Annotated in this window: 21 protein-coding genes and 1 CRISPR repeat array; of the genes, 9 read left to right on the plus strand and 12 right to left on the minus strand. The window is 35.5% G+C overall.

Annotation, left to right across the window (positions count from 1 at the left end):
* Positions 1-320: 320 nt before the first annotated feature.
* Positions 321-929, minus strand: coding sequence for a riboflavin synthase subunit alpha (locus B9N71_RS05875; RefSeq protein ID WP_085164774.1), 609 nt, complete (start codon positions 927-929; stop codon positions 321-323).
* A gap of 165 nt (positions 930-1,094) precedes the next feature.
* On the opposite strand from B9N71_RS05875, the gene crcB reads away from it, so the two are divergent.
* Positions 1,095-1,472 carry a fluoride efflux transporter CrcB gene (crcB, locus tag B9N71_RS05880; protein WP_085164775.1) on the plus strand — a complete coding sequence of 126 codons (378 nt, stop codon included), beginning with the start codon at positions 1,095-1,097 and terminating at the stop codon, positions 1,470-1,472.
* A gap of 106 nt (positions 1,473-1,578) precedes the next feature.
* On the plus strand, positions 1,579-1,977 hold the full coding sequence (locus tag B9N71_RS05885) for a cell division inhibitor SulA (RefSeq protein ID WP_065589978.1): 399 nt from the start codon (positions 1,579-1,581) through the stop codon (positions 1,975-1,977).
* A 750-nt stretch (positions 1,978-2,727) separates the two neighbouring features.
* Here B9N71_RS05885 and B9N71_RS05890 read toward each other — a convergent pair.
* Positions 2,728-4,218 (minus strand): hypothetical protein, encoded by a 1,491-nt coding sequence (locus B9N71_RS05890; protein WP_085164777.1) that lies wholly within the window; start codon positions 4,216-4,218, stop codon positions 2,728-2,730.
* Positions 4,219-4,783: 565 nt separating this feature from the next.
* On the opposite strand from B9N71_RS05890, the gene asnA reads away from it, so the two are divergent.
* On the plus strand, positions 4,784-5,776 hold the full coding sequence (asnA, locus tag B9N71_RS05895; RefSeq protein ID WP_085164779.1) for an aspartate--ammonia ligase: 993 nt from the start codon (positions 4,784-4,786) through the stop codon (positions 5,774-5,776).
* Positions 5,777-5,847: 71 nt separating this feature from the next.
* Here asnA and B9N71_RS05900 read toward each other — a convergent pair whose 3' ends face one another.
* The 3 genes from B9N71_RS05900 to B9N71_RS05910 form a co-directional block, all read right to left on the minus strand.
* On the minus strand, positions 5,848-6,201 hold the full coding sequence (locus B9N71_RS05900) for a DUF1161 domain-containing protein (RefSeq protein ID WP_085164780.1): 354 nt from the start codon (positions 6,199-6,201) through the stop codon (positions 5,848-5,850).
* Between the two features lie 418 nt (positions 6,202-6,619).
* Positions 6,620-6,883, minus strand: a complete 264-nt coding sequence (locus B9N71_RS05905) for a SemiSWEET family transporter (RefSeq protein ID WP_034914233.1) — start codon at positions 6,881-6,883, stop codon at positions 6,620-6,622.
* 491 nt (positions 6,884-7,374) lie between these two features.
* Positions 7,375-8,784 (minus strand): aminotransferase-like domain-containing protein, encoded by a 1,410-nt coding sequence (locus tag B9N71_RS05910; protein ID WP_085164782.1) that lies wholly within the window; start codon positions 8,782-8,784, stop codon positions 7,375-7,377.
* 201 nt (positions 8,785-8,985) lie between these two features.
* Here B9N71_RS05910 and pdxS point away from each other — a divergent pair, with 201 nt between their 5' ends.
* The 5 genes from pdxS to B9N71_RS05935 all read left to right on the plus strand — a co-directional run bounded on the left by pdxS (position 8,986) and on the right by B9N71_RS05935 (position 13,254).
* A complete protein-coding gene (pdxS, locus tag B9N71_RS05915; protein ID WP_075524365.1) occupies positions 8,986-9,873 on the plus strand; it encodes a pyridoxal 5'-phosphate synthase lyase subunit PdxS in 888 nt (295 codons plus the stop codon).
* Positions 9,873-10,472, plus strand: coding sequence for a pyridoxal 5'-phosphate synthase glutaminase subunit PdxT (pdxT, locus tag B9N71_RS05920; protein WP_085164784.1), 600 nt, complete (start codon positions 9,873-9,875; stop codon positions 10,470-10,472). Before pdxS ends, pdxT begins: the two co-directional genes overlap by 1 nt.
* A gap of 192 nt (positions 10,473-10,664) precedes the next feature.
* Positions 10,665-11,113: direct repeats of the CRISPR family, unit length 28 nt; unit sequence TTTCTAAACCGCCTACTCGGCGGTAAAC.
* Positions 11,114-11,482: 369 nt separating this feature from the next.
* Positions 11,483-11,839 (plus strand): ArsC family reductase, encoded by a 357-nt coding sequence (locus B9N71_RS05925; RefSeq protein WP_065589985.1) that lies wholly within the window; start codon positions 11,483-11,485, stop codon positions 11,837-11,839.
* Positions 11,840-11,853: 14 nt separating this feature from the next.
* A complete protein-coding gene (dapE, locus tag B9N71_RS05930) occupies positions 11,854-12,993 on the plus strand; it encodes a succinyl-diaminopimelate desuccinylase (RefSeq protein ID WP_085164796.1) in 1,140 nt (379 codons plus the stop codon).
* 72 nt (positions 12,994-13,065) lie between these two features.
* Positions 13,066-13,254 carry a YpfN family protein gene (locus B9N71_RS05935; RefSeq protein ID WP_085164798.1) on the plus strand — a complete coding sequence of 63 codons (189 nt, stop codon included), beginning with the start codon at positions 13,066-13,068 and terminating at the stop codon, positions 13,252-13,254.
* Positions 13,255-13,262: 8 nt separating this feature from the next.
* Here B9N71_RS05935 and cysZ read toward each other — a convergent pair whose 3' ends face one another.
* From cysZ to B9N71_RS05970, 7 genes are all read right to left on the minus strand, one after another.
* Complete coding sequence (gene cysZ / locus B9N71_RS05940) at positions 13,263-14,093, minus strand: sulfate transporter CysZ (RefSeq protein WP_085164800.1); 831 nt, start codon at positions 14,091-14,093, stop codon at positions 13,263-13,265.
* A 204-nt stretch (positions 14,094-14,297) separates the two neighbouring features.
* Positions 14,298-16,325, minus strand: coding sequence for a tRNA(Met) cytidine acetyltransferase TmcA (locus B9N71_RS05945; RefSeq protein WP_085164801.1), 2,028 nt, complete (start codon positions 16,323-16,325; stop codon positions 14,298-14,300).
* Positions 16,326-16,329: 4 nt separating this feature from the next.
* Positions 16,330-16,785, minus strand: coding sequence for a DUF441 domain-containing protein (locus tag B9N71_RS05950; protein WP_065560553.1), 456 nt, complete (start codon positions 16,783-16,785; stop codon positions 16,330-16,332).
* The gene (gene purC / locus B9N71_RS05955; protein ID WP_085164803.1) at positions 16,785-17,495 is read right to left on the minus strand and encodes a phosphoribosylaminoimidazolesuccinocarboxamide synthase; all 711 of its coding nucleotides are present in this window, start codon (positions 17,493-17,495) and stop codon (positions 16,785-16,787) included. The genes B9N71_RS05950 and purC overlap by 1 nt, the downstream gene beginning before the upstream one ends.
* A gap of 65 nt (positions 17,496-17,560) precedes the next feature.
* A complete protein-coding gene (locus B9N71_RS05960; RefSeq protein WP_085164805.1) occupies positions 17,561-18,328 on the minus strand; it encodes an NlpB/DapX family lipoprotein in 768 nt (255 codons plus the stop codon).
* A gap of 30 nt (positions 18,329-18,358) precedes the next feature.
* Positions 18,359-19,237 carry a 4-hydroxy-tetrahydrodipicolinate synthase gene (gene dapA, locus B9N71_RS05965; protein ID WP_065589991.1) on the minus strand — a complete coding sequence of 293 codons (879 nt, stop codon included), beginning with the start codon at positions 19,235-19,237 and terminating at the stop codon, positions 18,359-18,361.
* Between the two features lie 95 nt (positions 19,238-19,332).
* Complete coding sequence (locus B9N71_RS05970) at positions 19,333-20,091, minus strand: Nif3-like dinuclear metal center hexameric protein (RefSeq protein WP_085164807.1); 759 nt, start codon at positions 20,089-20,091, stop codon at positions 19,333-19,335.
* A gap of 221 nt (positions 20,092-20,312) precedes the next feature.
* Here B9N71_RS05970 and rnt point away from each other — a divergent pair, with 221 nt between their 5' ends.
* Positions 20,313-20,999 (plus strand): ribonuclease T, encoded by a 687-nt coding sequence (rnt, locus tag B9N71_RS05975; protein ID WP_208610447.1) that lies wholly within the window; start codon positions 20,313-20,315, stop codon positions 20,997-20,999.
* Positions 21,000-21,036 lie beyond the last annotated feature (37 nt).

Genomic DNA, 21,036 nt, shown 5'->3' on the forward strand with positions numbered 1-21,036 from the left:
TTTGTCTGTGGTGGAAATGTTAAAAATCTTGTCAAAAACTTTCAGGTAACTATATGTTTAAGTAAAAAAAGCATTTAAATATAAACAGTATTCAAGTATAAAATTAAATTTTGTTGGTATTAAATTGTCGATATACCTTAACTACTAATCAAAGGTCTCCAAACGTTATAAAAGATTATTACCTATTTTAATAAAACATTCAGGTAGACCATTGATTTCAGGTTAAACTAACGAAAATACTTAATTAAAATAAACCAGTTACTCGATAATAATCTAATAATATTTTTCTCAAATTAATCGAGAATCAAAATTAAATATTATCAATTTTTTGCTGCCAATACCCGTTCAACTGTATCAACAATGGCTTGAGTTTGGGAATCAATTTCGATATTAACTTTATCTCCGACTTTTTTAGCGTCTAACGTGGTAATAGCTAACGTTTCAGGGATTAAATGAATAGCAAAACGATCTTCTTTTACCTGCCCAATTGTTAGGCTTGCACCATCAATGCCAATAAAGCCCTTATATAATACATATTTCATAAATTCTTTCGGCAATTGTAACGTCATCTCACAATTTGTGGCAGTTTTTTGAATATCAACAATAGTTGCAGTGCAAGATATATGCCCAGACATCACATGACCACCAATTTCATCACCATATTTAGCGCTACGCTCAATATTCACAAAATCATCGATTTTTTTATCACCCAATGTCGTTAATGCAAGGGTTTCTTCCATAATATCAAACGACACGATATCTTTATCGACCCCCGTTACTGTTAAGCAACATCCATCATTGGCAATCGACGCCCCTATTTCAATTTTATTAGTTAATTGATGCGGTAATTTAACTTTATATGTTCTTAATTTATTTTGATCAACAATATCAATAATCTGACCAACGCCTTGAACAATGCCTGTAAACATAGATATACCTCAAATTTTCTTAATATTGAATATTCTATCTCAATCTGATTAGGATTTCCTATTTCTATTTTCTACTGGTATGATCGTTTTATATATTTTCCGATCACTTAGTATCTATAGCGATAACAAATTCATATTTCAAAGTATAGTCAAGGATATATCATTATGTTAAAACTGATTTTAGCCATTTCTGTCGGTTCAGTAGCGGGGGGATTAATGCGTTGGTTCTTATCACTTAAACTCAATGTTATTGCTTTTACTATTCCACTAGGTACATTGCTATCTAATTTAGTTGCTGGCTATATTATTGGCTTTGCAATTGCCTTTTTTAATCACTCTAACCTTTCTGCTGAATGGCGGTTATTGGTAATAACAGGTTTTTGTGGTGGCTTATCAACTTTTTCAAGCTTTTCTGCCGAGGTGGTTAACTTTTTACAAGACGGTCGAATATATTGGGGTTTAGCAACAATATTGATTCATGTAATTGGTTCAGTTTTAATGACATATTTAGGTATTTTATCGTATCAATATTTGCGTTCTTAAAATAACTCAATTAATAAATCACATAAAAAATAATCATAAATAGAGTTTACAACCTTAAAATACTGTATTAATATACACTGTATAGAAAAACAGTACAGAGGTTATTATGCTTATTGAACATTCTACACAACAACTTATGGCTATTAATTTTGAGTCCCCTTTTCAACAAGTATTACAACAACAACGCCCTTTATTAAAATCACTTAATAAAGCTAAAAAATGGCAATTATGGCTTTCTGACCGACCAATGTTAAAACGTTCATGGGTTAATACTGCAGGGTTAGATAAACACAAAGTGATTCATCTAGCAAATTTAAATAATGAAGACCTAGTATCAACCATTGAAAAAGTCTTACAATACAAAACCTGTAGCTATATAGTTGCTTGTATCAATAACCTTAATGAACAAGACAAAGCACGTTTACAAAAAGCCGTATCATTAAGTGATACTTGTCTACTTTTAGTACACGATGAGCAAAGTGAACAATCTATCCAATATCATTAAAAACAAACATATTATTTAAATAAAAGCATATTTTTTAATTTTAGAAAGCAAATCTAAAATGTTTAATAAACTAATATACCACTATAAAAATTAAGTTAAGTATTTGATGTATAAAAAATCAGGGCTGAGCATTTAGCAATGTTCAGCTTTTTTTGATAGTTGTTAATAATAGTAATTTATAATAGCAATTGACACAGTTTTTTTCGAGAAACCTTTCCAATCGCCGTCATGGGTAATTAATCTACAATAACGATTTTTTTGGCAAATAGAATTTACTTAGTAATTAAAATTTTTTGCCTTGCTACTACAATCAGCCATTTTAAAGTATTCTGTTGTACTACGCCTAAAACGGTTATTTTCCAAAGATGTGTTACTTTAATTTGAGTTTGATACGTTAATAATAAGGTAGTTAATAAAGAATAATCAGACTATTTGCTTTCATAGTCCAATCTATGTTTTTAATTAAAATCAATGCGTTATAGATTGTATTCTTTTTTATTATTGTGGCTTTATTTTTCAAGAAAAGCGCTTTTATTATTTAATAACAGTCGTTTAATAACAACTGGTTAATAACAAAAGCGCAAATTTTTAAATCTTATTAGTCGGGGCGTTTTTTGGTTTTAAGTTATTAAAGCTTAAGGCCAACTGGTTTTGCCAGCCGATGCTCCATTGAGCAGCGGCTTAGTTCTTGGCTAGATTGTTCTTGATTAACGCCATAAATATCCCTGTGCTTTAAAACTGAACTAACCACTAAAACGTGCAAATAGCAGAAGCATCATAAAACCCATAAGATCCAGTAACCGTGCCTTCGTATACAAGAAACGGATTACTTCCCATTATATCACTCGTCCAATGCGGGAATCCGAAATCAGCATCGGTATATCCACCAATCAGTGCGCCCCACTCGGTAAATAAACCAGCGCCTATTCGTCTCTGAGGATAATTACCTATTGATAAAGGAGTAGCGCCATTTATGTCTTCTACACATGGGAAACGATCATCTATACCACATTTCGCATTAGTTAAATCGCTTATCCGAGGCAGACGATAACCTATGCTATTACACCAAGATTCTTGCTCAGAAAATGTCCCTAACTTGTTTCCTCGTGCAACAAACCACTGCTTTAACTTAAATCCATATTTCACTACTACATTACCACTACTATCTCGACCCTCTAATTCAAATACCTGTGGTAAATTTGGCACGGCAATTAGACCTGGACTATCTGACTCTTTTTGACTATCACTTGCCGCTGGCCCTGTCAACTTAACGCGCGTTACAACTTTTTCACCCCCCCCATTAGTAACCACTTCTTTCGTTACTGTCGCTGTGATCCCCCCGTGTGTAACTGGCGACCAAGTCAACTGACTTTCATCTACTCCTCCTATGAGTAAATCAAAATATAAATTGTGCGCACCCGTGGTCGGGAAATTTAGGTTGTATAAATCAGGATTAGTTGATTGAACGAAAAATCCGTTCCTATAATTCCATATGTCACCTAGACCATCCAGACCACCAACGAGATTTGGCTTTACAGAACAGATTTGAGGGACGGTATTTGGACTAATGTAATACGTTACTGTACCTCCTTCGAGTTTACTATAATATGGGTCACCATACATAGTAAATAAATAAACCTCTGGACTCTCTAATCTCACCGCATAAGGTGCATTACATATCGTTAACCTACTATTATTATTACGATCACTATTAATCCATCGACCATTTTTATCAAAGATAGACAGAAGGATACCCCCATTTGTCTCTATAGGATCTCCATCATCATCACGCAATTTACCTTGTGCCACCAAGTCATTCATATGGAAGTACTCACTTAATGGCGGAACTATTATATTAATATTACCCCAAGTATACTCTACAGGTACCTTAATTGGTGCTGCCGGTGATGAGGGATTATTTTGTGGTGTAAATGTTCGACCGTCTGATAACTTAATAGCTAATAAGCCATCTATATTAGTCTCTTTAGTGACACCATCATCAAGCGTTAAATAGGGTGCAGTGCCTTGAATGGTATTCGATGTAGTGGCCGATAATGCCTGCGATTCCAATGAATACGGCAGTAACAACAACGGCGCCAGTACCAATTGAATTTTTAAAAATGATTTTGTAGATAATTTCAGAGATATAAATAAGTTTTGAGCAAACACTCGCCGAATAAAATTATTCGATAAATTTAAGACATAGGCTTGCCAAGTCTTGTGGCAAAAATGATATTGCATTACGATTCATCCATCAAGTACATTGTTTTATTGTTATTGTTTTGTTTTATATTTATTAGCTTGTTAAATAAGCTTGTTTTCCTAAATCGATGGAAGTATAGCCGTTAAAAAAATAGTTGGCTAGTTCTTGAGCTTACTTTTTTGTAAAGAAATGTAAAGATAGAAATGATTCAGCTTTAGCAATAAGTCAATTTTTTAGCAAAATATAATGTTAAGTTTATAATAAATTAACTTTTTATTTTTAAAACTTAATATCACTACTAACCGCCAAAACACAAAACCGCCAGTTTGGCGTGTTAACCTAACTTAGTGATCATGCATTTTGATGTTGTGATAAGACAAGCATATTAACCTTATGGCGCTATAAGTATGTTTTGTTCTAAAATCTTTCAGGTAGACTATTGATTTTATTGAAGTTTTTAAATTTTATTTTTTAGCAAAATCAAACGTTTATTCAATTTAAACAAGTCAATGCTTTACCTTTCTATCTTCATCTTGCAAAATTCACTCATCTAGTTTACTTTACTGATACACTGAAAATTAAATAAATGATTAGAGCGTAAACATGACGATATCATTTAAAGAGCAGCAACAGCAAATTAGTTTTGTTAAGCAATTTTTTGCTGAGCAACTTGCCGAGCGTTTATCACTTATCGAAGTGCAAGCTCCGTTACTAAGTAAAGTTGGCGATGGTATTCAAGATAACCTTTCAGGTACTGAGCACGCAGTGCAAGTTAAGGTAAAAGCAATACCTAATGCACAATATGAAGTGGTACATTCACTAGCTAAATGGAAACGTAAAATCTTGAGCGATCACCATTTCAAAGTTGGCGAAGGAATCTACACTAATATGAAAGCATTACGCCCAGACGAGGAGCAACTTTCGCCAATTCACTCAGTTTATGTTGATCAGTGGGATTGGGAAAAAGTAATTCGTCCAGAAGATCGCAATTTAACTTATCTAAAACAAGCGGTCGAAAATATTTATGCTGCCATTAAAGCGACCGAAAAAATTGTTTCACAACAGTATCATCTTTCACAATTTTTACCCGAATCTATCACCTTTATCGATAGTGAGCAGTTATTAAAACGCTATCCAAATTTATCCCCAAAAGAGCGTGAAAACGCAATAACTAAAGAGCTTGGAGCTGTGTTTTTAATTGGTATTGGCGGTAAATTATCAAATAATGAAAAGCACGATGCTCGTGCACCTGATTATGATGACTGGAGCAGTGAAAACGATTTAGGATCTAATGGCTTAAATGGCGATATTTTAGTGTGGAATCCAATTTTGCATAGCGCATTGGAAATTTCATCAATGGGGATTCGTGTCAATCCAGAAACGTTAAAACGTCAATTAAAACTAACAAATGACGAAGATCGTTTAGAGCTTGCTTGGCATAAAGCATTAATTAATGGCGATTTGTTGCAAACCATTGGTGGTGGAATTGGGCAATCGCGTTTGGTTATGTTGCTTTTACAACAAAAACACATTGGTCAAGTACAATCAAGTGTATGGGACGAAGAGGTTAAAGCAAATTATAGCCATTTGCTCTAGTCACAAACATATAAATATAGGGCATTACGCCCTATTTTTCTGCAAAAATTACATAATTAATTTTTAACGGGTCATTTACCTTCGACTGGTGTTGATTCGGTTGGGGTGTTTATTGATGGTTCTGCTTTATCATTACGGCTTTCAGTTTCATCTTTTGTATTAGCTGGCTGAGTTTGTGTTTGCGTTGCTAAACCATCCAAACGAACATAAACAATACGTTGTTGACCACGATCGCATGAACCAACAATTTTACCTTCAATTTGTTGTTCTGATTTATCAGATGGTTCAAGTTTTAACTGAAATTGTGAAGGATCAACACCGTTGTTTTTGATTTTTTCAGCAATATTAGCACTAATTTCATCACAATTTGAAGCTACAGCCAACATGGGTAAACTAAGTAAAAATATACCGATTAATTTTTTCATTTTCTTTCCCTTTTGACGGTTATTTGATTTTTGGATGCATTATAAAACTATCTATTAGTCTGTCTATCTTCTTTTAAGATGTACTTAAAAATAATCTGCCAGCATAATTGCAAATTTCAACAAATCTATCATTTTGTCGGTAATATTAAAGCAAATCAATTAACTTGATTTATTCACTGTACAATTTGATAAGTATTTAACAAACCTGTTAATAACTCAATAACATTTTAATTATTAAATAATTTTCTAAATGATTAAATATTAATCTGAACAATTTTTGAGTTAATTTGATAACAAAAAAAATCTTTTTTTACAATTCTTGTTGAAATTTACTATGAACTCAAACAATAAAAATGCTACCCAAAAAGCGATAATATAAGAGCAACTGATTACTTGTTACATAATGATATTATGTAAATTATAGAGCAGTAAAAAAAGCAATTAACCCAAAAATTACTCCTGGCGAATTAGCAATTGCTAGTGGCCAATCTTTCTTTTCTTGTAGCAGCCCATAGCAGACCCATAGCGAGCAGTTAATGGAAGCGGCCAATGGTTGAATTGGGTTTGTTTTCAATCCATGCAAATTATCGATGATTTGTGGAATATAAGAAACATACATCCCTAATGACGCCACTGTAGCGATAATACCTAAAATACGAAAAGCCTTAGATGAAAGATGCAAAATAGTCTCCTAATATCGTTTCTGGTTTTCACCTGATGCTTGTAATTATAACGAGTTAGAATAGTGGCAGTAAACTAACATATTTGGTTCAATGGTAAAGTATAGTTAAAAAAAGGTAAGTAATTAGCCAATTTTTAATTAATCCCTAATGTTATTTATAAGTGATTTTATATTTAATCATAATGTTATAAAAATTTTTCATTTGTTTGCATTGCGTTACAAAAGCAAATAACAAGGAAAAACTAATTTCAATAATTGGTTAAAAGGTGATATTTTGCTCAATTGCCTATTGAGCTTTTTTGAGTGTGGTTTATTTGCGGATAATTAAAAAAGGGACTTAAGGTATTTATTCACTTTATGACTTAATAAGTACTGAATAAACCTGTTGATAACTCTGCAATCAATTGATTATTAATATATTTATTAAAAAGATTAAATATTAAACTACCAAAAAATCAATTTTATTTTATCTAAAAAAGCAAGTGTTTTTATCATCTTTTTGAGATTATTTGCTGTTCAAAATGCCCATAACTTAATCTAATTGTCCCTAAGTTATCGCCAAAGTCAGCCCCTTGCGATACCGTCACTCCTTTTGATAACAGTTTATTAAGCACAGCTAATTCTTGCGCTACCGTTTTTACAGGTAAATGCGCATATAAATGAAAGCCACCTAGTGGAGGTTGATAAGTAATCTCACCACCGAAATAGCAATCCAACCAATGCATTAACTGCTCTGCTTTGATTTGTAACGTTTGCCGTAGCTGTTGTTGATGGACAGTGTGATGATGTTGTAGATATTCTTGAGCTAATAATTGTGGCAATATACTTAACCCCGAATCAATGTGTTGCCGAATATTGGACAGATTTTTGATAATATTACGCGGTGCCACCATCCACCCAATACGAATATTTCCCCCTATATATTTTGATAGCGATCCTAAATAGATAACTTGATTATGTTGATCCCATTTTTTTATGGGCAATACTGGCAAATTTGGTTTAAACGCTAAACTGCTATAGGCGTCATCCTCAACAATACCTATACATTGCGAACGACAAAATGCAACAATTGCCTGTTTTCGTTTATTACTCATAACAAAGCCCATTGGGTTTTGAAATATAGGATTCAAAAATAACCACTTTATTTGATGTTGTTGTACGCAATTTGATAGGCTTTCAAGAGTAATACCTTCATTATCACATTCAATACCATATAAACGTAATCCAGCAGCCTGAAACAAAGGTAAGGAGTAAAAATAGGAAGGAGATTCAATTCCAACTGCATCTCCTGGCTTAAGTAAACCCTGTGTAATAAGAAATAACGACTGTTGCGTGCCCGATGTAATTAAAATTTCGTTAATATCAACTTGCATAGAAAACTGCGTTTGCATGTAAATTGCAATTTGAGCTTTAAGCGATGGTAAACCTAATTGTAATGCCTCGCTGTTTTTTTCATGCATAATCAATTCATTTAACGAGGTATTGGGTAGCTGAAGTTTGGGAATTAAATTAGTTGGCAAATCACCATTAGCCAGATCAAAAATTTGCACTTGTTGCGCACGCACTTGTGCCACTTTTTGTTGATAAAATGTTTTTTTATCTCGATAAAAATGGGCTGGTAAACGCCAATTGATCGATGAATAGGTTTGCACGCCCCATTTTTTATTATTGACATAAGTGCCACTGCCTCGACGTCGAAGCAGTATGCTTCGTTCAGTCAACAGCTCCAGTGCATGTACAACAGTTGAGCGGTTAATCTGTAACATTTTAGCTAGCTCCCTTTCTGAAGGTAACTTTTCGCCAGCAATCAAAATTCCTTGCTCAATATAATGTTCAATTAAGTGAGTCAATTGTTGAAAAAGTGATCCTTCAAATTGGGTTAGTTTTTGTTTTTGCCACATATTTTATTTTAGACACTTGTTTTTTTAGAAAATACATTAAAAATCAAATAAAATCAATAGTCTATCTGAACTATTTTTATAATAACACCAACAAACCTAAAATTGGATGGCTTTATTATAGTCCAATTGGCTGTTTCGTCTAACTATTTCTTTTTGAATAATACTTTTCAAACAAGACCAATTTTCAACTAGGAGTAAAAAATGAATCAAATTACAGGAACACAGACCGTTAAACGTGGTATGGCACAAATGCAAAAAGGCGGCGTAATTATGGATGTTGTTAATGCTGAACAAGCTAAAATTGCCGAACAAGCTGGTGCTGTTGCGGTAATGGCTTTAGAGCGAGTACCATCAGATATTCGAGCTGCTGGCGGTGTCGCTCGAATGGCAGATCCTACTATTGTTGAACAAGTCATGAATGCTGTTAGCATACCTGTTATGGCTAAAGCACGTATTGGCCACATTGTTGAAGCACGTATTTTAGAATCAATGGGGGTTGATTATATTGACGAAAGCGAAGTACTAACCCCAGCCGATGAACAGTACCATCTTCTTAAAGATGAATTTACCGTGCCTTTTGTTTGTGGTTGTCGTGATTTGGGTGAAGCACTGCGTCGAATTGGTGAAGGAGCATCAATGTTACGTACCAAAGGCGAACCAGGAACAGGGAATATTGTTGAAGCTGTTCGCCATATACGTAAAGTCAATGAGCAAATCCGTTTGGTAACAGGAAAATCAAAAGATGAGCTAATGACTTTTGCTAAAGAAATTGGCGCACCTTATGATCTTGTATTACAAGTAAAACAACTAGGTAAGTTACCAGTTGTGAATTTTGCCGCTGGTGGCGTTGCGACCCCTGCCGATGCAGCACTTATGATGCAACTAGGTGCTGATGGTGTTTTTGTTGGATCGGGCATTTTTAAATCTCAAAATCCAGAAAAATTTGCCAAAGCCATTGTGCAAGCTACTACTTATTTTGATGATTATCCACGATTAGCCGAATTATCAAAAGGATTAGGCGAGGCCATGAAAGGCATTGAAATCAGCACACTTGCTCAATCAGAAAGAATGCAAGATCGAGGTTGGTAATGGCAAAATCATCCAAACTAAGCAATGTTAAGTACATTGGTGTGCTCAACTTACAAGGAGCAGTTAGTGAGCATATTTTGATGCTAAATAGTATTGATAATGTACAAGCAACACTAGTTCAGAAACCGGAACAATTAGCTAATTTAGATGGTTTAATCATTCCCGGCGGAGAGTCGACCACAATTAGTCGATTAATTAAACAAAATAGGCTTTTAGCGCCCATTCAACAATTTGCTAAACAAGGCAAAGGAATTTTAGGTACTTGTGCTGGGCTAGTGCTTTGTGGCAAAACGACAACTCATAACGAAGTCGAATTATTAGATTTGATGGATATTTGCGTTGAACGCAATGGTTTTGGTCGGCAAATTAACAGCTTTGAGACAATGTTAGATATACCAACTATTGGTGAGCAAATTCCAGCAGTATTTATTCGTGCTCCATATATTGCAAAAGCTGGTGAGCAAGTCAATCAGCTAGCTTTTATTGATAATCATTGTGTAATGGCGCAGCAAGATAACATTTTGACTTGCTCATTTCATCCCGAACTAACCGTCGATAATCGAATTATGCGTTACTTTGTTGAGAAATGTTGTAATTAATTTATTAATATTTATTTTATATTGTTGATAATGGATTATTAATGACTAGCTTAAGCGTTCAATAAAATTTCTGAACACAGCTAATAACCATAGCCAGCTATTCTGTCGGTAGACATCCACTGCCCTCGTCTGAGGGCATGCCACCTACTCGGCGGTAAACTGGAAATTTGATAAAAATAAATATCCGAAATTTTTCTAAACCGCCTACTCGGCGGTAAACTTGGACGAAGCTACACCGCACATCCACGCAATTTTCTAAACCGCCTACTCGGCGGTAAACCTGTTATTGGTCTAATGACGCATCAAGCATCATTTCTAAACCGCCTACTCGGCGGTAAACATGACTTAAATTGAGACTGTACACGCTTAAGCTTTCTAAACCGCCTACTCGGCGGTAAACAAATTAAATGAAGAATTTAAGGACACGTTAGATTTCTAAACCGCCTACTCGGCGGTAAACCAATGCAAACTGATGACGGTTCAACGCATATTTTTCTAAACCGCCTACTCGGCGGTAAACTTAATAGTGATATAGCAAAATTAATGGAGGTTTTTCTAAACCGCCTACTCGGCGGTAAACATTCAGGAAGAGAATTTTTCGAATCGTGGGAATTTTCTAAACCGCCTACTCGGCGGTAAACTAGAAACCGATATAATATAAACCTTGTTTCGCAAAAGACAAATAGGATTTTTGCTTTTGAAAACCCTTTTTTTTAGAGCTTTTTTAGTGTGTTGTTTTTATTTGATTTTATTTATTGTTAAAAAAAAGGGTTAGCAATAGTTTGATCTTTTTAAAATGAGTGAAATTATCTGTTCAAAAATTCATTTCTTAACTCACCATCCAAAATATTTAAAATTTCAAGCTTTCACTAGCGACTATTTGGCATTAACAACTAACATTAGATATGAGTATTAATATGAATTAAAACAAATAAATCCCTTTAGTTTGCCGCATCAGGCCGATAACTGTTATAATCTTTATTATTATTTTCAATGTTGGATCACCTACTATGTACATCATCTACGGTATCAAAAACTGCAACACGATGAAAAAAGCTTTTACTTGGCTTGATGATCATCATGTAAGCTATCAATTTCATAATTATAAAACCAACGGGCTTTCAGAGGAGCTGTTGGATGATTTTTTACAATTAGTTGATTGGCAAAGCTTGCTCAATACACGAGGTACTACTTGGCGTAAGTTAGATGAATCTATTCGTGCTGAGGTCAATAATGCTCAAACGGCTAAAAAGATTATGTTAGCCAATCCATCTGTTTTAAAACGCCCTTTGCTTATCGATGGGAAGCGTGCATTGTTGGGCTTTTCAGAGGAACTTTATTCACAATTTATTTCGCAATCTAAATAAAAATCGAGACCACTATGATTGAACCTGTTATTGCACTGACTCAAGCACTCATCGCCGAAAAATCAATCAGTCCTGACGATAAAAATTGTCAAAAAATGATTATTGAACGGCTAAAACCGCTCGGTTTTACTATTGAAGAAGTTAATATTGGAAAGACCAAAAACTTATGGGCTTATCATGGCGAAGCTAACAGCAAAACTTTAATGTTTGCAGGACATACCGATGTCGTACCTGCTGGTGATGAAAGCAAATGGCTTTATCCTCCGTTTTCGCCAACCATTGATGAACAAGGCGTGCTTTATGGACGTGGTGCATCTGACATGAAAAGTGGCGTTGCTGCCATGGTTTGTGCGGCTGAAGATTTTGTTAAGCAACATCCAAATCACGCTGGGCGAGTAGCTTTTTTAATTACATCGGACGAAGAAGCCGATGCAACCGATGGCACTGTTAAGGTTGTCGATTTGCTAATGAAACGTCAAGAACGTGTTGATTATTGTATCGTGGGCGAACCGTCAAGCGATGCTGTACTTGGCGATCAAATTAAAAACGGTCGCCGTGGTTCACTAACAGCTAATTTAGTTGTGCATGGTATTCAAGGTCATGTGGCCTATCCTCACCTTGCAGATAACCCTGTCCATCGTTTTGCTCCTGCATTAAATGAACTAGTTAGCACTGTTTGGGATGAAGGCAATCAGTATTTTCCTCAAACAACTATGCAAATTGCCAATATTAATGGTGGTACAGGTGCCGAAAATGTTGTGCCGGGTGATCTAAGTGTGCAATTTAACTTTCGCTATAGTAGTGAATTGACCGATACGATAATTAAAGCGCGCGTTGAGCAAATTTTACAAAAACATAATTTGAACTATACGTTATCTTGGCGATTATCAGGACATCCTTTTTTGACGCCACAAGGCGATTTAACTAATGCTGCTGCAAGTGCTATTAAGGAATTTACCAACATTGATACCAAGCTATCGACCAGCGGCGGTACGTCGGATGGACGCTTTATTGCTAAAATGGGCTGTCAAGTGATCGAACTAGGTGTATTAAATAAGACTATTCACAAAATCAACGAAAACGCCAACTGCAAAGATATAATTACCTTAACTGCAATTTATAACCGCATATTAGAAAAATTACTGTTGGCATAATTGCGGCACAATTGTTATTGTGCCTAGCTATTATAACTTGGAGATAGCGATTTTTATCTAAGAGGAAGTACGATGGAATGGCTTAAAGATTACTGGTGGATAATTGTGGTGATTTTAATTGGGATTTTTATTAATACTATTAAGGCGCTGAATCGACTAAGTTATAAAGCGTATCTTGAAAAAAAGAAAGGGATAAAACCTATCCCTTCTCAAGATGATGACGACGATTGGCCATCAACAAATTCGACGAAGAAAAAATAACTCCCTGCTTAACGAAAGTCTTGGCTACTACTATCAAATAAGGCTTGATGACGGTAGCGATCAACCCACATTGCCGTTGCGCCACATACCGCAATAGGCATAACAATTAAATTAAGCAATGGCACCATGGTAAAAAAGCTGACTATCATACCAAAAGTTAAATTATCTACCCGATCTTGCTTGAGTAATTCACGCATACGGTGAAAAGTAATTTTGTGGTTATCAAAGGCATAATCAGCATATTGGATATTAATTTGCCAAGCGGTAAATAAAAACCAAACCACTGGCGTTACTGATTGCCCAATAACAGGAATAAAGTAAGTTAGCAGTATCGGAATTGCCCATAATAAATAGTTAACTAGTTTTTGTAGTTCACGTTTAAAAATACGAGGAAGATCCTTAATAAGACTTATCCACGACATATCTGCTGCGGGGATCCCCGTTAACTGTGCTTCAACTTGTTCAGCTAACAAGCCATTAAACGGAGCCGCTATAATATTGGTTACCGTACTAAAGAAATAACAAAACAAAATAACTAAAGCTAAAATAACCATAAAAACAATAATATAACCAAGCCAATGCAACCAACTTGGCATATACGACACTCCCCAATCAACCATGCCCGAGATAGCCGTAAAGAACCAATAAAATAATGCTGACATAATCACAACATTGGCAATTAATGGTAAAAAAACAAATCGCTTAATGCCTGGACTAAACGCTAATGACCAACCTTTAAAAAAATACTCAATACCTGTTGTGGGTTGATTGTTTGGATTTTGAGTTTGTTTTTTTGAATGGCGATGTTGTGCTTGGTTTTCTAATTTATTTTGCGTCACATTCAATTCCTTTTTAATTAAAACGAATTATGTTGAAACTAGTTAAGTTTAAACTAGTTGGGTAAAAATTAAGTTGAACTTAAACATGGTAACTATTGTAAACATAGCCCTTGGTAACCTGCAATGATAATCAGCTATCTTTATTATTGGTTTTTTCGTCAAAAAGCACATTATTGCCATTATTTACTAACTATGAATCGCTAACTATGAATTACTAATTTGAATTGCTAACCATGTTTTGATCTCTTGCTTGATGGTTTGCATTAATGCATTTTTTCCTGCAAGTTGATATGAACTAATGAGCAAAGATTGATTGTTTTTGCTTTTTATCAGTGCTGATAACACAGGCAATGTTAGTTGTTGCTGTGGTTGTGGTTTTCGCGATTGTTGATGCTTTTGATTATAGCGAACTAATCGGCACAGTGTGGCATAAGTGGCTTCAAACGGTCGATGATAGTGAGCAAATCCGTTTAGTTCATCAAAATCGTAAGCGTTTAAATCTTGTGTTAGTGGAGAGATATTCTTACTTTCAATCATCTCAGTAAATGGTAAATCAATAATATCTTTGATCCAATAAACATTACGCTGTAATTTTTGTTTTAATTTAATGGTTAGATTTCGCCCTGAATCGGTTAATGGCCTTAGCGCCATAACTGAATAACTACCACTATTTGCCTGTTTATGACTACTGACGTGCACCAAAACAAACCCACAAGCAATCCAAAATTGGTAATTAGACGGGGTATAAGCAAAGCTAACCGATAAAAAGTCGATATTCTGAGCTTTGGCATCTTCAAAGATAGTTTGCACAAGTTGCCTTGCTATATTTTGTCGCCGATAGGCACTAATAACCGCAATACGATTAATCCGAACTGAGCGCAATTTAGCCGCCTGCGGCTCACCTGCGTGGGCGACTAACGACTGTGCTACTAAATTACCTTTTGGTCGACGCGTACCTTGCCACACTTCGGTGATTAAACTATCTGGTAAGTTACCTTCAATAACAGTCAGTGCAGCAGCTATTTGGTTATTGTTAGCTGTTGCTTGCCAAATTGTCAAATTTTGCGCATCAAACAGACGTCTTAAATCAACTAACGTAGTTTGGTAATGAGCTACTTTCAATAAATAAAATATCGATCTTAATATATCAGCATCATTACGTTGAACTTTTGAATATTGGATTGATGATGAGCTTACATCAAAATTATCGCCCTTGGTTAATAAACCATTAAGTAACAATCGATCGCTAAATTGCTCTAGCATATCGCCTGCCTGCCAGCGGATAGGGCTAAATAGCTGAAAACATTGGCATGCTTTACCTGATAACAATTTCAACAAAAAGCCCTGTCCTGTGCCCTCATACCCATCAGCAGTCGTTGTTAATAATACTCGAGTGTTATTTGTTTTAGCTAGTTTTAACAATTTTTCCAGCATGGGAAGTGGGATCATGGCAGCTTCATCAATAATTAAATAATCGGCAACGGTAATACATGATTGAGCAATTAATTCATCTGGGGCAAAAAATGGGGTATCAGGCTTAGCAAAAGCAAAAAAGGTCGTCAGTGCTAATTTATTTGGTGCTGTCACAATACAACGTTGGTAATGGCTAAATAACCCAGCTAGCGCCGATTTACCGCGTCCACGTTTAGCGACTAATACGTTGATAGGCTTAGTGCTATTTAATAATTGTTTTAAAGTTGCTTGTTGCTCGTCTAAGTCACAAATGTCATCAATAATAACTTCCGACAAAGATATCTTAGAAGATATAACCTGTTTTGATGAAATTTTAGGATAAATTGATAAACCAAATTCAGTCAAAGTCTGCATTAAATGTGCAACGAAATTAGGCACATTAATGGGCATTTGGCTTTCATTCCAGCGTAAGCTATCTTGATCATGCCAAGTAGACAGATTCTTAGGCAAGAATAAAACCAATATACTACCTTTAACTAACGTGCCAACAAGCATAGCAAAGGCATCAAGATTAAATCCTACCGTTGCATCAAAAATAGCATGTCGATACTGTCGTCCCAATAACTGTTTAGTTTGATTGGGCGGTATTACATCAGAAATTAATGTATTGGGTAAATAACTAGAAAGTTCAAAGTGAGATGTAACCGTTAACCAATCACCTGAGTAATGACAAATAGCCTGGCTAAGTTGCTCGAATAACTGTGTGGCTTCACCCTGTAACACCCATAGCGTTCTTGTGCTGTTGGGATACTTGTGCATAAGGTTAACTTTTTCCAATTAACAACGACAAAATACCTGCAGCAATCAGAGGACCAACAGGAATACCTTTGAAAAAAGCCACACCAATTAGCGTACCAATAATTAAACCATTAATAATTGTAGGGTGCGCACCAATGAGGGATATACCTCGCGTACCTAGCCACGATACTAAAATTCCAACAAAAATAGCTAATATAGATTGCCAAGTGGTAAATGATTTAGCAATATCGCCTATTTTTAACGAGCCATCAGCTAAAGGCACCATCATTGCGGCAGTTAAAATAACAATACCAATTGTTAAGCCATATTGATTTAAAAACGGAAAATAAGTGGCAAGCGGCGTTAATTTAAACAGTAACAATAACAGCACTGCAAATGTCACGGTATTATTGTGTGTTAAATAACACAGAGCCGCTAACCCCAAAAGTAGAAAAAAAGAGATATCAAACTGTGCGAACATTACAAAGGAACACCAATTCGTTTTGCTACTTCTTCATAGGCTTCAATCACCCCCCCTAAACCTTGGCGAAAGCGATCTTTGTCCATTTTTTTCATTGTCTCTTTTTCCCACAAACGACAACCATCAGGAGAAAACTCATCACCCAAAGTGATTTCGCCTTTAAATAATCCAAATTCGAGTTTGTAATCAACCAATATTAGTCCTGCTTTATCAAACAAATCAGTCAAGATGGTGTTAATTTTAAAGCTAAGTTCTTTCATTCTTGCAAGTTGATCATCGCTAGCCCAACCAAAAGCCTTGCAGTGTGATTCATTAACCATTGGATCATGCAATGCATCGTTTTTTAGAAATAATTCAAACGTAGGAGGATTTAAAACTTTACCTTCTTCAACTCCTAAACGTTTAACTAAAGAGCCCGCGGCTCGATTACGTACTACACACTCAACAGGTATCATTTGCAACTTTTTAACCAGCACTTCATTGTCAGATAATAAGGCTTCAACTTGAGTTGGAATGCCAGCTTCACGCAATTTGCTCATAATAAAATAGTTAAATTTATTATTAACCATGCCTTTACGATCTAACTGTTCAATACGCAAGCCATCAAATGCCGATGTATCATTACGAAACTCAAGAATTAATAAATCGGAGTTTTCGGTGGTATATACTGTTTTAGCTTTACCACGATAAAGCTCAGCCAACTTTTTCATGTTTATAACCTTATATCAATTGCCAATAAATAATTAAGGAGCTATTCGCTCCTTAAATTCCAAACTTACTCTTGATTTGCACCGCTTACTGCTGTTGCTGGTTTTTTGCCTTCGGCATTTTCTTTTTCAGCCTCTTTATCTTGTGCTTTTCGTGGTACAGCCCGAACTGAATCAGGTGCAACATCATCCATTATGTCATTAAATAAACTTACAACATAGCGTTGCACTTCAATTGGTTGCGAAATTAAATCTTCAGTACCACGGGTTAATGAGGTGATTGAAATGGTGATTGTTTCAGTATCGCCTACCAAGTTTCGTGTCATTGAATAAGTGGCTTCAACGGCTCGATTTTCGTCTGCACGCACCATAAAGGCTTTATTGGTTTTAATGCTGTTATTATCACGGCTAGCGATAAAGATATTTTTCTTATTTAGGCTGTTAGGAATACGATCCCAGACATTATTGCTTAATGGCACATTAAAAGTGACCGAACCGTTATTATAAATCGCAAATGCATCTTGAATAGTTGGGATCGGTAAAATTGGCGGTCTAATATCAAGCTTTTTACCTAATTCGCCTTTAACCTCAGTTTTAACAACATAAAAATCGCCACTTTCCGCAGGCACCGAAACACCTTCAGGAATAATTAACGGTTTTAACGTAGGTGATTTAAGGTAATCTTCATTACCTTCAACTTCACGCTTATAATTTTGATCACTACCACAGCCAACAAGAAATAAAGAAGTCACAACGGTTAAAACAGCTGTTTTTTTAATGACGTTACCTTTAAATAAGGTTAAGTTTAATGTTCTGTTTAATGTGCTATTTAACATAAATATCTGCTTTTAAAATTAAAGGTTATATTACAATAAATTCGCGTCTTTTAACGCTTGTTCAACCGCAGGAATTGACGATGTGCTCAATGAGACCATTGGTAATCTAATTGTTGCATTTTGCATTAAACCTAATCTTGCACAAGCCCACTTAGCTGGTGTTGGATTGGGTTCAATGAACAAATTGTGATGTAAAGCCATTAAAGTATCGTTTAAATTGCGGGCTTCTTTAATTTGATTATTAGCCGCAAGCTGACAAACTGTAGCAACCGCCTTAGCTGCAACATTAGCTGTAACAGAAATAACGCCATCGCCACCTAAAATCATAAAATCTAAAAAGGTTGAATCATCACCACTCAATAATTTAAAATCAGGCCCAACCAATTTTCGAGTAGGATAAACTCTCGAAAGATCGCCTGTTGCATCTTTTAATGCAACAATATTTTTGATTTTAGCTAACCGTCCAACAGTTTCAGGCTTGATATCACTACTCGTACGGCCTGGTACATTATATAAAATCTGTGGCAACTCCGTACTTTCGGCAATAGCTTTAAAGTGCTGATACATACCTTCTTGTGTCGGTTTATTATAATAAGGTGCAACCGTTAAACAGCCTACGACGCCAATATTTTCGACCTTACTGGTTAATTCTATAGCCTCCTTCGTTGCGTTTGCGCCTGTGCCAGCAATAATGGCAATGCGCCCATCAGCATAGTCAATTGTTCTTTTAATTACATCAATATGCTCATGGTGATCAAGTGTTGCTGATTCGCCTGTTGTACCAACCGAAACAATACCCGATGTTCCATTTGCAATATGATATTCGACCAATTTTTTTAAGCTTACGTGGTCAACGTTTCCTTTTGTATCCATGGGAGTAACAAGTGCGACCAGACTTCCTGTAAACATAAAATGACCTCTCATATAATTGGTTTATAACACAACGTAAAGAATAAAAATCTGCGGATAAGTATGCGATATTTCTAGACTAAATTCAACTTTTGTTATACAGGATTATCAATATCGACAAAAATAACCTCAACACCGTAACAGCTCGCTAACCATTCACCCAATTTTTTAATACCGTAACGTTCGGTAGCATGGTGTCCAGCGGCATAAAAATTAATACCATATTCACGTGCAATATGGATAGTGCGTTCAGACACTTCGCCAGTAAAAAAAGCATCCACTCCCATTAATGCTGCTTGTTCAATATAATCTTGCCCTCCACCACTACACCATGCAATACGATTAATAACTTGTGGAGCATTATCTCCACAAAATAGTACACATTGTTGGTTATTGTGTAATACTTGCTCAAGTTTTTGTTTAAATTGTAAAGCAGTAAGTGGCTTGTTTAATGTACCAGTAAAAAGCAGATCGGTAATGTCATTGCGTTTATCGACTGAAATACCCAATAAATTAGCTAGTTCAATATTGTTGCCCAAAACAGCATGACCATCTAATGGCAAGTGATAACCATATAAATTAATATCGTTAGTTAACAGTGTTTTAATCCTTTGATATTTAATACCTGTAATGGTTTGTGGTTCACTCTTCCAAAAATAACCATGATGAACCAGAACTGCGTCAGCTTTTAATTCAACCGCCTTATCTAACAATAACTGGCAAGCGGTCACGCCTGTGACAATTTTATTCACTTGCTTGCGCCCCTGCACTTGCAATCCATTTGGTGCATAGTCACGATAACGACTAATTTGTAGTTCGTTATTAATAATCTGTTCTAATTCAAAGTTGTGCATTATTCGCTCAATTTTAATATTATTTAATAATAATTGATGATTATAATCACTTTAACCAATAATCGCACCTACTCATTGGTTTAATGTAATTTGAATAAAACTACTGTATTGGCTTTTTACAAAGATTAACAAATTGAATACAAACTCTTGTAGCCAATGCTAGGCGAACTGGTTAAAAGATGGCATAATAACACCTTTTTTGATAGATAAGAAAAATTAACGTGCCAAACGCCAAATTATGTGAACGCTTTCGTGGGTTTTATCCTGTTGTAATTGATATTGAAACGTCTGGATTCGATCCAAAACTCAACGCTATTTTAGAAATCGCCGCTATCACCTTAAAAATGACCCCAGATGGTTGGCTAGAGCCAGATCAATCCTTACAATTTAATGTCAATCCATTTAGTGGTGCAATTTTAGAACCAGCAGCCCTTGCTTTTAATGGCATCGATCCTGATAATCCACTTCGTGGCGGTGTTGACGAAAAGCTCGCCTTAGACGAAATTTTTAAAATGGTTAGATCTGGCATAAAAGCTAGTGAATGTACTCGAGCAGTGATTGTTGCTCATAACGCACACTTTGATCATAGTTTTTTAATGGCGGCTGCTGAACGCACAGGCATAAAACGCAACCCATTCCACCCATTTGCTACCTTTGACACTGCGTCACTCAGTGGTTTGGTTTTTGGCCAAACAGTGCTCGCCAAAGCCTGTCAAGCAGCGCAAATCACATTCGATCATAAGCAAGCTCACAGTGCGCTATATGATACACAAAAAACGGCAATACTTTTTTGTAAAATTGTTAATCGACTTAAATCACTTGGAGGATGGCCTTTGGCTGTTACAGATTCCGATGTAGATACAAAAATCGAAAAAGATTTAGATAATAAACAACAATATGAACAGTAACAATTTCAAGAGTAAACAGTATTAATTTACAAAAATA

Origin of the sequence: Gilliamella bombi (genome assembly GCF_900103255.1) — a bacterium.
Taxonomy (GTDB): domain Bacteria; phylum Pseudomonadota; class Gammaproteobacteria; order Enterobacterales; family Orbaceae; genus Gilliamella; species Gilliamella bombi.